This window comes from Klebsiella sp. JB_Kp004, from assembly GCF_040065795.1.
Classification (GTDB): Bacteria; Pseudomonadota; Gammaproteobacteria; order Enterobacterales; family Enterobacteriaceae; genus Klebsiella; species Klebsiella quasipneumoniae.
On the sequence record NZ_JBEAKW010000011.1, the window covers coordinates 1 to 13109 of the forward strand.

Annotated in this window: 9 protein-coding genes; 1 reads left to right on the plus strand and 8 read right to left on the minus strand. The window is 61.1% G+C overall.

The genetic code is table 11. The features are described 5' to 3' along the window. Positions 1 to 159: 159 nt before the first annotated feature. The 6 genes from ABLX76_RS12345 to hutI all read right to left on the minus strand — a co-directional run bounded on the left by ABLX76_RS12345 (position 160) and on the right by hutI (position 7999). On the minus strand, positions 160 to 1542 hold the full coding sequence (locus ABLX76_RS12345) for an amino acid permease (RefSeq protein WP_348874586.1): 1383 nt from the start codon (positions 1540 to 1542) through the stop codon (positions 160 to 162). 98 nt (positions 1543 to 1640) lie between these two features. Then, positions 1641 to 3176 (minus strand): histidine ammonia-lyase, encoded by a 1536-nt coding sequence (hutH, locus tag ABLX76_RS12350; protein ID WP_023288909.1) that lies wholly within the window; start codon positions 3174 to 3176, stop codon positions 1641 to 1643. Beyond that, positions 3173 to 4861, minus strand: a complete 1689-nt coding sequence (gene hutU, locus ABLX76_RS12355) for a urocanate hydratase (RefSeq protein ID WP_065804719.1) — start codon at positions 4859 to 4861, stop codon at positions 3173 to 3175. Before hutU ends, hutH begins: the two co-directional genes overlap by 4 nt. A gap of 142 nt (positions 4862 to 5003) precedes the next feature. Next, positions 5004 to 5729, minus strand: a complete 726-nt coding sequence (locus ABLX76_RS12360; RefSeq protein ID WP_348874587.1) for a histidine utilization repressor — start codon at positions 5727 to 5729, stop codon at positions 5004 to 5006. Between the two features lie 57 nt (positions 5730 to 5786). After that, entirely contained in the window at positions 5787 to 6743 is a 957-nt protein-coding gene (hutG, locus tag ABLX76_RS12365) for a formimidoylglutamase (protein WP_348874588.1), read from the minus strand. Continuing rightward, entirely contained in the window at positions 6740 to 7999 is a 1260-nt protein-coding gene (gene hutI / locus ABLX76_RS12370) for an imidazolonepropionase (RefSeq protein WP_348874590.1), read from the minus strand. Before hutI ends, hutG begins: the two co-directional genes overlap by 4 nt. A gap of 214 nt (positions 8000 to 8213) precedes the next feature. Here hutI and ABLX76_RS12375 point away from each other — a divergent pair, with 214 nt between their 5' ends. After that, positions 8214 to 9497 (plus strand): putative acyl-CoA thioester hydrolase, encoded by a 1284-nt coding sequence (locus ABLX76_RS12375; protein WP_101977960.1) that lies wholly within the window; start codon positions 8214 to 8216, stop codon positions 9495 to 9497. 273 nt (positions 9498 to 9770) lie between these two features. On the opposite strand, the gene ABLX76_RS12380 is transcribed toward ABLX76_RS12375, so the two are convergent. Both ABLX76_RS12380 and ABLX76_RS12385 read right to left on the minus strand, forming a co-directional pair. Continuing rightward, positions 9771 to 12458 carry a cation-transporting P-type ATPase gene (locus tag ABLX76_RS12380; RefSeq protein ID WP_348874593.1) on the minus strand — a complete coding sequence of 896 codons (2688 nt, stop codon included), beginning with the start codon at positions 12456 to 12458 and terminating at the stop codon, positions 9771 to 9773. Positions 12459 to 12509: 51 nt separating this feature from the next. After that, a complete protein-coding gene (locus tag ABLX76_RS12385) occupies positions 12510 to 12941 on the minus strand; it encodes a universal stress protein (protein WP_086076255.1) in 432 nt (143 codons plus the stop codon). Between the last annotated feature and the right edge of the window lie 168 nt (positions 12942 to 13109).

Genomic DNA, 13109 nt, shown 5'->3' on the forward strand with positions numbered 1-13109 from the left:
CTCGTAGGCCCGGTAAGCGCAGCGCCACCGGGCGATGACAGCAGGCACAGAGCCGATTTTGTGCCGGGTGGCGGCTGCGCCTTACCCGGCCTACGGGGTCCTCTCACAGGCTCATACCTCGTCGCCCCGGTAAGCGCAGCGCCGCCGGGGAGATCTGATTTACTGCTCAGTGATAACCTGCAGCGCGGTTTTACGCACCCGCGCGTACCACACCACCGTCAGCAGCCCGAGCCAGACCAGGCCGGCGATCAGCGCCATCCGCGTCTCGGCAAACATCCCCAGCACAGCGATGACCAGCCCCATAAACAGCAGCGTTAACAGCGGTGCCACCGGCCAGAACGGAACGGGGAAAGCAATCTGGCTGCGCTCTTCGGCAGACAAACTACGGCGCATGGCGAAATGGGACAGCAGGATCATCAGCCATACCCACACCGTGGCGAATGCCGCCAGCGAAGCAATCAGCACAAATACCTGCTCGGGGATCAGATAGTTCAGCACCACCGCCGCCAGCAGCGCGCCGCCCATGACCACCACCGTCATCCAGGGTACGCCGTTGCTGGCGATGCGCTGGAAGCTTTTCGGCGCCAGCCCCTCCTTCGACATGCCATACATCATGCGTCCGGCGCCGAAGATATCGCTGTTAATCGCCGAGATGCTGGCACTGATCACGATGATGTTAAGGATTGTCGCCGCCGCCGGGATCCCCAGACCGTCGAAAATCAGCACAAACGGACTCCCCTGCTCGCCAAAGCTGTTCCACGGGAAAATCGCCATCAGCACCGCCAGGGTGCAGACGTAGAACAGGATAATGCGCAGCGGAATGGTATTGATGGCCTGCGGGATGACCTTCTTCGGATCCTTAGCTTCCGCGGCGGTGACGCCGATAATCTCCACCCCGCCGAAGGCGAACATCACGATGCCAAGCGAAGCGATAACGCCCTGCCAGCCGTTAGGGGCAAAGCCGCCGTGGCTCCAGAGATTTTCCAGCCCGGTGGCCGGGAAGCTATGGCCGAAGCCAAAGAAGATGATCCCCGCCCCCGCCAGCATCATGGCGATAATCGCCACCACCTTCACCAGCGACAGCCAGAACTCCATCTCGCCGAACACCCGCACGTTGCACAGGTTCATGGCGCCGATAAAGAAGATGATGCTGAGGATCCAGATCCAGCGCGGGACATCGGGATACCACAATCCCATATAGATGCCGAAGGCGGTCACGTCGGCCAGGGCGACGATTACCATTTCAAAAGTGTAGGTCCAGCCGGTAATAAACCCGGCCAGCGGGCCGAGATACTGGCGGGCATAGCTGCCGAAGGAGCCGGAAACCGGGTTGCGCACCGCCATCTCGCCCAGCGCGCGCATGACGATAAACACCGCCGCGCCGCCAATCAAATAGGCCAGCAGCACCGCCGGGCCCGCCGCCTTGATGGCGGAAGCCGAGCCATAGAACAGCCCGGTGCCGATCGCGGAGCCGAGCGCAATAAATCGAATGTGTCGGGCATTGAGCCCGCGCAGCAGATGTGGCTTGTGTTGTTGTTGCATATACAGGTGTCCTGGTTTTTTTATTTGACGACAAATATGCGATGTAGGGCGGTCGGGGGAATGATTTCCCCCGACGCGGGTACAGAGAACAACGGTGATTAGTGCAGGCCTGGCAGTACCGCAGGCAGCAGACGCGTCAGGTGACGGGCCGCCAGAAGCGCAATGGCATTATCGATATCCGGGGCGAAGTAGCGATCCTGCGTATAGTGAGGGACGCGTTCGCGCAGCAGATGGCGCGCCTCTTCCAGCAGCGGGCTGGTGGTCAGCCCTTCGCGCATATCCAGCCCCTGCGCCGCCGCCAGCCACTCGACGGCCAGTACGCCGCGGGTGTTCTCGGCCATCGCCCACAGGCGGCGACCGGCCGCCGGCGCCATCGAGACGTGGTCTTCCTGGTTGGCGGAGGTCGGCAGACTGTCGACGCTGTGCGGGTGCGACAGCGCTTTGTTTTCACTGGCCAGCGCCGCCGCCGTGACCTGGGCAATCATAAACCCGGAGTTCACCCCGCCGTTTTTGACGAGGAACGGCGGCAGCTGCGACATATGGCTGTCCATCATCAACGCGATGCGACGCTCGGAGAGCGAGCCGATTTCGGCAATCGCCAGCGCGATATTATCCGCCGCCATCGCCACCGGCTCGGCGTGGAAGTTACCGCCGGAGATCACGTCATTCTCGGCGGCGAAGACCAGCGGGTTATCGGACACCGCGTTGGCTTCGGCCAGCAGCACCTCAGCCGCCTGGCGGATCTGGGTCAGGCAGGCGCCCATCACCTGCGGCTGACAGCGCAGGGAGTACGGGTCCTGCACCTTGCTGCAGTTATGGTGCGACAGCGAGATCGCGCTGTCGTCGGTCAGCAGATGGCGATACAGCGCCGCCGCGTCAATCTGCCCGCGCTGGCCGCGCACTTCATGGATGCGCGCATCAAACGGACGACGGGAGCCCAGCGCCGCTTCGGTGGTTAACGCCCCGCAGACGACCGCGGAGGCGAACAAATCTTCGGCTTCGAACAGACCGCGCAGGGCAAAAGCGGTCGACGCCTGGGTGCCGTTGAGCAGCGCCAGCCCCTCTTTCGCCGCCAGGGTAATCGGCTCCAGTCCCGCCTGACGCAGCGCTTCGGTGGCCGGCAGCCAGTCGCCGCCGCGTACCCGCGCTTTACCTTCGCCAAGCAGGGTCAGCGACATATGGGCCAGCGGCGCGAGGTCGCCGGAGGCGCCGACGGAGCCTTTCGCCGGGATCCACGGCGTCACGCCGGCATTCACCAGGCCAATCAGCGCCTGGATCACGCTCAGGCGGATCCCGGAGAATCCGCGGGACAGACTGTTAATCTTCAGCACCATAATCAGGCGCGCCAGGTCATCGTCCAGCGGCTCGCCAACGCCCGCCGCATGGGACAGCACCAGCGAACGCTGCAGGTTCTCCAGATCTTCCGTCGAGATACGGGTCTGCGCCAGCAGGCCAAAACCGGTGTTGATGCCGTAGGCGGTCCGCCCTTCGGCAAGGATAGCGTTGACGCAGGCCACGCTCTCGTCAATGGCGGCAAACGCGCCGCTGTCGAGGGTAATATTCACCGGGTGGCTGTAGATGTCGCGGAGCTGCGACAGGCTGAGTTGACCCGGGATCAGAGTTAAAGATTTCATTTCGCGTTCCCCTGCGTTGCCGCCACCATCGGAAGATTCAGACCCTGTTCTGCCGCGCATTCAATGGCAATCTCGTACCCCGCGTCAGCATGACGCATCACACCGGTGGCCGGGTCGTTGTGCAGGACGCGGGCGATACGCGCTGCCGCTTCATCGGTGCCATCGCAGACGATAACCATCCCGGAGTGTTGCGAGAAGCCCATGCCTACCCCGCCGCCGTGGTGCAGCGACACCCAGGTCGCGCCGCTGGCGGTGTTGAGCAGCGCATTCAGCAGCGGCCAGTCAGAGACCGCGTCAGAGCCGTCGCGCATCGCTTCGGTTTCGCGGTTCGGGCTGGCGACGGAGCCGGAGTCAAGATGATCGCGGCCAATCACGATCGGCGCGGAGACTTCGCCGCTGCGCACCATTTCGTTAAACGCCAGGCCCAGCTTCTGCCGCCATTCCAGACCGACCCAGCAGATACGCGCCGGCAGTCCCTGGAAGCTGATGCGCTCGCGCGCCATATCCAGCCAATGGTGCAGATGCTTATCATCCTTGATGATCTCTTTCACTTTCGCGTCAGTCTTGTAGATATCCTGCGGATCGCCGGAGAGCGCCACCCAGCGGAACGGACCGATACCGCGGCAGAACAGCGGGCGGATATAGGCCGGCACGAAGCCCGGGAAATCGAAGGCGTTGCTGACGCCCACTTCCTGAGCCATCTGGCGAATGTTGTTACCGTAGTCGAAAGTCGGCACCCCCATCTCATGGAAGGCCAGCATCGCCTGCACGTGGTCGGCCATCGAGCGTTTCGCCGCCAGAATGGTGCCCTGCGGATCGGATTCAGCTTTCTGCTGATACGCTTCCCAGCTCCAGCCTTTCGGCAGATAGCCGTGCAGCGGGTCGTGGGCGCTGGTCTGGTCGGTGACCATATCCGGGCGCACGCCGCGTTTCACCAGCTCCGGCACGATCTCCGCGGCGTTGCCGCACAGCGCGATGGAGATAGCCCGGCCTTCGGCGGTGTATTTCTTGATACGCGCCAGGGCGTCATCCAGAGAAGTGGCCTGTTCGTCCACGTAGCGGGTGCGCAGACGGAAATCGATGCGGCTCTGCTGGCATTCAATATTCAGCGAGCAGGCGCCGGCCAGCGTCGCGGCCAGCGGCTGCGCGCCGCCCATGCCGCCCAGCCCGGCGGTTAGCACCCAGCGGCCTTTCAGGCTGCCCTGATAGTGCTGGCGACCGGCTTCGACGAAGGTTTCGTAGGTGCCCTGGACGATGCCCTGGCTGCCAATGTAGATCCAGCTGCCGGCGGTCATCTGGCCGTACATCGCCAGCCCTTTGGCATCCAGCTCGTTAAAGTGTTCCCAGGTCGCCCAGTGCGGAACCAGGTTGGAGTTAGCGATCAGCACGCGCGGCGAGTGTTCATGGGTTTTGAAAACGCCCACTGGCTTGCCGGACTGGACCAGCAGGGTCTCGTCGCTTTCCAGGTTCTTCAGCGCCTTCACGATAGCGTCATAGCATTCCCAGTTGCGCGCTGCGCGACCAATACCGCCATAGACCACCAGTTCGTGCGGGTTTTCGGCGACATCGGGATCGAGGTTATTCATTAACATACGCAGCGGGGCTTCGGTCAACCAGCTCTTCGCGGTCAGCGTCGTGCCTCTTGGCGCACGGACGTCCTGCTGGCGATATTTGCTTTGCGACATCGGGGTTTCTCCTGACAATGAACGTTGTTTACGTAGATACATATACTTGTCTATACAAGCATGCGCAAGCCAGGATTTAACAGAAATGATACAATTTTGTTATATTGCGTCAGCAATCACGTTTTGCTGACGCCAGCGTGGATCAGGAGCCAAAGCGGCCCTGCAGACGATAGCGGCTACCGGGGAACAGCAGGCGCGCGTGGGAGACGATGTGGGTTGTCGACCAGGTGCGGCGGCGGATCAGCAGGCAGGGATCGTGGGCGTGAATATGCAGCAGCGCGCACTCTTCCGCCGTGGCCTGCATCGCTTCAACAATATGTTCACCTTCTGTTAACGGGGCGATCAGCGACAGATAATCATGGGGCGTGGTGGCGGTATAATCCTGCTGGAGATAGTCCGGCACCACCGCGGCATTGACGCAGCGATCTTCGATTTGCACCGGCACCTCGTTTTCGTAATGCACCATCAGCGAGTGAAAGATGCGGGTGCCTTCCGCTACGCTGAGCGCCGCCGCCTGAATATGATCCGCCCGGGTCTCCTCCAGCAGCAGCACCTCGCAGCGGTGCTGATGGCGACGGGCAATAATTTCTTCGGCAATGCTGCGCACCTCAAACAGCGCCGACTGCCCTTTCGGCTCGGCGACAAAGGTCCCCACCCCTTGCAACCTGACCAGCAGGCCTTCATCCGTCAGCTCGCGCAGCGCGCGGTTGATGGTCATCCGGCTGAAGCCGAACTGGGCCACCAGCTCCGCTTCGGAAGGGATACGGTCATGCGGTCGCCAGACGCCGCTGTGAATTTTTTCACCGATAGCCTGCTTCACCTTCTCATAAAAAGGCGCGGGCGCGGAACGGGGTTGCTGTGAAAACATAGCCTGGCTTTCCTTTTGCAAAATGGGCGGCGAAACACCCAGAATATACCGGAATGGCTACTGCCACCAATGGACGATTTGCCATGCCAGACGGGCGGCCGCGCGGGCGCCCTGACCGTCAATGTCAAACTGCGGGTTGAACTCCACCAGATCCACCGCCTGCAGCTTACCGCTGCGGCACAGCGGCTCAACAATGCGCAGCAGGGTCGCCAGCGGCACGCCCAGCGCCGCCGGGGCCGACACCGCCGGCATTTCCCGCGCCGGGAGCACGTCGAGATCGATGGTCAGATACAGACGATCGTACTGCGCGATGTTGCGCTCAAGCTCCGCCAGCACCTGGGTTTCGAAGGCCTCCAGCACCTGGAGATCCTCCACGATAACCACCTCGCGCCGCGCCGCTTCCTCCCAGAGCGCCTGGGTGTTGGCCGCCCGACTGACGCCGATGCAGGTATAGTGAAAAGCGCGCTGCTGCGCGTCACACTCCAGCGCCAGCTGGCGGAACGGCGTCCCGGAGCTGGCGCGCTCGGCAACGCGCAGATCAAGATGCGCATCGAGATTAATAATACCCACTTTTTCGCCCGGGAAGGCATCCAGTACCCCCGCGCCATGACCGAAGGCGGTCTCGTGGCCGCCGCCCAGAACCAGCGTGCGTTTCCCGGCGCGCTGGCAGGCGGTCACCGCCTCGCGCAGCGCCTGATGCGCGGCTTCCAGCTGTTCGCCATCGACGCTAATCGTGCCCATATCCACGCAGCGGTCGTGGCCCTGATGGCTGGCCATATTGGCCAGCGCCCGGCGTAGGGTCGCCGGGCCGTCAGCCGCTCCGGTACGCCCTTTGTTGCGCCGGACGCCTTCGTCACAGGCGAAGCCAAGCAGCGCGATATCGCCGGGCAGCGCCTGCGGCGCGAAGCGTTCCGCGCGGGGGATGGTCTGAAACAGGCGCAGCGCATTCGGCGCTTCCGCACTATCATCGCGCCCCTGCCAAAGGTTGGCGGGCGTAGCTTGCCACAGCATCATTGCCATTCTCCTTGTACCACGCGTCCCCAGAGCGGACTGCGCCCCGGCTCATACACCATCTCGACCGGATGCTCGGCATCCCAGATGGCAAAGTTCGCCACAAAGCCCGCCGCCAGCTGACCGTGGCTGTTCTGCCGCCCCAGCGCCCGCGCGGCATGGCGCGTCACGCCGGCCCACGCCTCTTCCGGCGTTAAACCAAACTTGACGCAGGCCATATTCATCGCCAGATGCAGGCTGGCGAAGGGGCTGGTGCCGGGGTTGAAATCGGTCGCCACCGCCATCGGCACCTGGTACTTGCGCAGCAGTTCCACCGGCGGTTTGCGGGTTTCATTGAGGAAGTAAAACGCGCCGGGCAGCAGGGCCGCCACGGTGCCGCTTTCGCGCATCGCCGCCACTCCCTCTTCCGTCAGATATTCAATATGGTCGGCGGACAGTCCGTGATAACGGCTCACCAGCTGGGCGCCGCCCAGCGAGGAGAGCTGTTCAACGTGACCTTTAACCGGAATGCCCAGCGCCTGCGCCGCCTGAAACACCCGCTCGGTTTGCTGCGGGCTGAAGCCGACGTTTTCGCAGAAGACGTCAACGCTTTCAAACAGTCCCTCCCGCCACAGCGTCGGCAGGATAGTGTCGCAGACCAGCGTAATATAGCCGTCGGCGTCGCCTTGATATTCCGGCGGCGTGGCGTGGGCGGAGAGCAGCGTCGCCGAGAGTTCCACCGCGTTATCGCGCGCCAGCTGGCGGGCGACCCGCAGCATTTTGCGTTCGTTTTGCAGATCGAGACCGTAGCCGGATTTGATCTCCAGGGTGGTCACCCCTTCACGCAGCAGACGGGCCAGACGCGGCTGCGCCAGCGCCAGTAATTCGGCTTCGCTGCTGTCGCGGGTGGCGCGCACGGTGGCATTAATCCCCCCGCCGCTGGCGCTGATGGTCTGATAGGAGACGCCGTTCAGCCGCTGCTCCCACTCCTGCGCCCGGCTGCCGCCGAAGATCAGGTGGGTATGGCAGTCGATTAATCCCGGCGTGACCAGCCGGCCTTCGAGATCGATCCTGCGCCCGCTGGGGAGGTCATCTTCGGGGACGATCGCCGCAATGCGACCGTCGCGAACCAGCAGCGCGTGGCGCTCCAGCAGACCGTACGGTTGTGAAGCATCAGGGTTCTGGGTGGCGAGACGGGCGTTTCGCCAGATAACGCGTTCGGAGGTGGCTTCAGTCATAGCGTTCAACTTGTCATGGGTTGTATAGACATTTATTTTCATAACGCCGGGAATGTCAACAAAAGCGCGAGTAAATGTTATTTATTTGTGACTGGAGACCGTCCGGCGACGCGGCGTATTGCGTAAAGAAGGTAAGTTTTTCAGCCCACGTCTTCCCGTTTCGTTCAAGTTAGTATAAAACAGCAGGTTTTAAAGGACTTATACCCTGGCGTCTCAGCCGGGGTATTTCACTACGCTTAATTTTGCCCGGAGCAACATGAACACATATTCCGTTTCCCGTCTGGCGCTGGCGCTGGCCTTCGGCGTGACGCTGTCCGCCTGTAGCTCGACGCCTGCCGATCAACAGCCCTCAACGCAGACTGCACCGGGCACCACCGCGCGTCCCATTCTGAACGCCGATGAAGCGAAAAACTTTACCCCGGCGGCCTATTTCCAGTCGCTGACCCCCAATGCCGCGGCCTGGACGCCGTCCGCCATCAGCCTGCCGGCGCAGCCTGACTTTATCGTCGGCCCGGCGGGAACCCAGGGCGTGACGCATACCACCGTCCAGGCGGCGGTGGATGCGGCGATTGCCCGCCACTCTAACCGTCGTCTGTTTATCGCCATCATGCCGGGCGAATACCCGGGCACCGTCTACGTTCCGGCGGCGCCGGGCGCCCTGACCCTGTATGGTACCGGCGATAAACCGATCGACGTGAAAATCAGCGAAGCCATTGATTCCGAAATGGATCGCAACACCTGGCGTCGTCTGGTCAATCCGGGTGGCAAATACATGCCGGGCAAACCAGCGTGGTATATGTTCGACAGCTGCCAGAACAAATCCACCGCCACCGTCGGCGTGATGTGCTCCGCGGTCTTCTGGTCGCAGAATAACGGCCTGCAGCTGCAGAACCTGACCATCGCCAACAACCTGGGCGACAGCGTCGATGCCGGTACCCACCAGGCCGTTGCTCTGCGCAGCGATGGTGACCAGGTGCAGATTGATAAAGTGAACATTCTTGGCCGCCAGAACACCTTCTTCGTGACCAACAGCGGCGTGCAGAACCGTCTGCAGGACAACCGTCAGACCCGCACCCTGGTGACGAACAGCTATATTGAAGGCGACGTGGATATCGTTTCTGGCCGCGGCGCCGTGGTGTTTGATAACACCGACTTCCGCGTGGTGAACTCTCGTACTCAGAAAGAAGCCTACGTCTTCGCGCCGGCCACCCTGAAGAGCGTGACCTACGGCTTCCTGGCGACCAACAGCCGCTTCACCGCCTCCGGGGATAACGTCGCGCAGCTCGGCCGCGCGCTGGACGTTGACGGCAACAGCAACGGCCAGGTCGTGATCCGCGACAGCGCCATCAATGAAGGCTTTAACATCGCCCAGCCGTGGGCGGCGGCGGTAGGCTCCGGTCGTCCGTTCAGCGGCAACACCGGCAGCGCGGATGACAAAGGCAATCTGCAGCGCAACCTCAACGACAACGGCTTCAACCGTATGTGGGAATATAACAACCGCGGCGTGGGAAGCAGCGTGGTCGCCGAGCCGAAACAGTAACGCGCAACAAGCGTGAACCATAATAAAAGAGAGGGCGATGCCCTCTCTCAGACTGCTGACAACGTGCAATCTTCAGGAATTGCCCGGCGGCGCTGCGCTTGCGCGGGCCTACAGCTAACTGCATAACGGTTTGATATTGAAGTCTTTCGTAGGCCGGGTAAGGCGAATGCCGCCACCCGGCAGAAATGCGAGCACAATGACGAAACAGGTTTGTCGTCAGCCAGAGAGGGGGCGATGCCCCCTCTTCTCTTTTGCGTACTGCACGTCACGCCGTCAGGCGGTCCGCCATTTGCGGGTCAGCGGTTTTTCCAGCTCCACAATCAGGAACATGGCGAAGCCGATGATAAAGGTGATCACCCAGTAGCGGAACGGCAGCCCGGTGGTGCCGAACAGCATCTGCATAAACGGCGCATAGATAATCAGCAGCTGCAGCACCAGCAGCACGCCGCTGACGATCCAGATCCCTTTGTTAGCCAGCAGACCTTTGGTCAACGAGAAACCATCCGACACGCGGCAGTTCAGCATATAGAACCACTGGGCGGTGACCAGAGTCTGCAACAGCACGGTACGGATAAACTCCGGCGAATAGCCGCGCGGCTGCAGCCAGGCTTCGAGAATAAAAGCGCTGACCGCAATCATCGACCCCACAAACGCCACGCGCCAGATGGCAAAGCCGTCCATCACGTGCAGTTTCGGGTCGCGCGGCGGCCGCCGCATAATATTTTTCTCACCGGCTTCAAACGCCAGACCAAACGACAGCGTGGCGGAGGTGGCCATGTTCATCCACAGGATCAGCACCGGCGTCAGCGGCAGTACGTTGCCCGCCAGCAGCGCGATCACGATCAGTAACCCCTGCGCAAGGTTGGTCGGCATGACAAAAAGAATGGTTTTTTTCAGGTTGTCATACACCCGGCGCCCCTCGCGGACCGCGCTGGCGATGGTGGCGAAGTTGTCATCGGTCAGCACCATATCGGCGGCTTCCTTGGTCACCTCGGTCCCCTTGATCCCCATCGCCACGCCGACGTCAGCCTGCTTCAGCGCCGGGGCATCGTTCACCCCGTCTCCGGTCATGCCGACAATCTCTTTCTTGCTCTGCAGAGCCTGCACCAGACGGAACTTATCTTCCGGGCTGGTGCGGGCGAAGATATCGTACTGCTGCGCGGCCACGCTCAGCTGCGCGTCGTCCATCACCTCCAGCTCGCGCCCGGTAATGGCGTTCCCCGCATTGCCAATCCCCAGCATTTTGCCGATGCTCATCGCCGTTTGCGGGTGGTCGCCGGTGATCATCTTCACGCGGATCCCGGCCTGCAGGCAGTCGGCAATCGCCGTGATCGCTTCCGGACGCGGCGGATCCATCATCCCGGCAACCCCTAATAAAATGACCCCCTGCTGCAGATCCTGATGGGTCAGCTCGGTCTGGCCTGCGGCAGCCGGCTTCCAGGCCGCGGCCACCATTCGCAGCCCCTCCCGGGCGTACTCTTCAATTTTGCTTTCCCAGTACGGGAGATCCAGCGGCTGCAACCCGCTGTCGCTCTGCTGATACTGGCACAGGCGGAACAGAACATCCGGCGCGCCGGTGACCAGCACCACCTCCTCTTCGCCCAGCCGGTAAAGCGTCGACATGTATTTATATTGCGAATCAAAAGGAATTTTACTGCGCAGCTCGCTGGGCTGCGGCGACAGGGTTATCTTCGCCGCCAGCACCTTCAATGCCCCCTCGGTGGGGCCGCCGGTGATTTTCCACAGCCCGCTTTCCTCTTTGATAAGCTGGCTGTCGTTACACAGATCGATGGTGCGCAGATAGCGCTCAAGAAGCGATCCTGGCGCCACCGCAACCGGCGTCGGGTCGTCGATAGCATGGATTTTACCGACCGGCTCATAGCTGTCCCCTTCCACCCGATAGACGCTGTCCGCGGTGATCACCGCCTTCACCGTCATTTCGTTCATGGTCAGGGTCCCGGTTTTATCCGAACAGATAACGGTCATCGCGCCGAGGGTTTCTACCGTCGGCAGCTTGCGGATAATCGCTTTCTGGCGGGCCATCGCCTGCACGCCGAGCGACAGAATAATCGAGATAATCGCCGGCAACCCTTCCGGGACCGACGCCACCGCAAGGCTAATCAACGACAGCATCAGTTCGGAGACCGGCATATCACGGAACAGCAGGCTAAAGACGAACAGCGCCGCCATCATCACCAGAATCAGGATGAAGATGGCTTTGCCCAGCTTGTCCATCTGCACCAGCAGCGGCGTGCGGTGCTTCTCAATGCCCGCCATCATTTGGTTGATGTGGCCCAGCTCGGTATCGCCGCCGGTGGCCACCACGATCCCTTTCCCCGCCCCTGAGCTGACGGTGGTCCCGGAAAACAACAGGTTGCTGCGATCGCCGAGCGGTAAATCGCCGCTTAGCGGCTCGGTGGTTTTTTCCACCACCGTCGACTCGCCGGTGAGGATCGCCTCTTCCACCCGCAGGTTGTGCGCCTCAATCACCCGTAAATCGGCGGGGATACGGTCGCCGGCGCGGATCACCACGATATCGCCGGGTACCAGCGAGGTGGTGGGGATGGTTTCATGGTTGCCCTGTCGGATCACCACCGCCTCGCTGGACAGCATATTGCGGATACTCTGCAGGGATTTTTCCGCATTACTCTCCTGAATGAAGCCGATCAGCGCATTGACCACCGCCACCGCGAGGATCACTGACATGTCGATCCAGTGGCCCATTACCGCCTTCAGCAGCGCCGCCGCCAGCAGGACGTAGATCAGCACATCGTTAAAATGCACAATAAAACGCAGCAAGGCGGGTCTACCCGGCTTCTGCGGCAGGGCGTTTTCGCCATACTGCTGCAGACGCGTGGCCGCCTCTGTTCCGCTAATCCCGTCCGGCGAACTCTGTACGCTGGCGAGCGTCTCCTCGACGGAGCGCTGATAATAGGGCGCCCCCGGTTTATCTGTATTCATACTCTCTCCCTCGATTTCTGAAGCGGAAGTCAGGACGACATCCCGCCGTCATCAGCGCACAACGAAAACCGGTACATGGGCATAGCGCACGATATTGGCCGCTTCCGAGCCCAGCAGGTGAGTCTGAATCCCCGGATTGCGCGAACCGACAATCACCACGTCCGCTTGTAGCTCATCGGCCAGAGCAATCACTTGATCGCGAACATTGCCACTGCGCACATAAAGATGGCTGGCGTCTTCCGCAAGGCCATTTTTTTTGACCAGCTCAGTCAGTTTTTCCTTAGCGGTATTAATCAAATGGTCTTCCATCTTTCGCGCATCAGAGATAAATCCGCGCGTTAATACCGGAGAGAATGCCGGAATGACATGGATAAGATGAATTTGCCCGGAAGAATGCTGGGCGAGGAATTTCGCATGAGAGAGGGCTTTGTCGGCCAGGCCTGCATCAAACACGTCAACGGGAACAACGATATTTTTATACATGAGATAATCCTTTTATTACCAATACAATGCGTAGTGATGAATAACCCCATACTTGGGGAGGAACGAAATCTCAACAACAGAAGCGGCGAGCGGAATAGATGTTATTAAACGTAGCACAGGAAAATTAACATTAGAAAATGACGGATTAATAGACTGAAAAATATTATA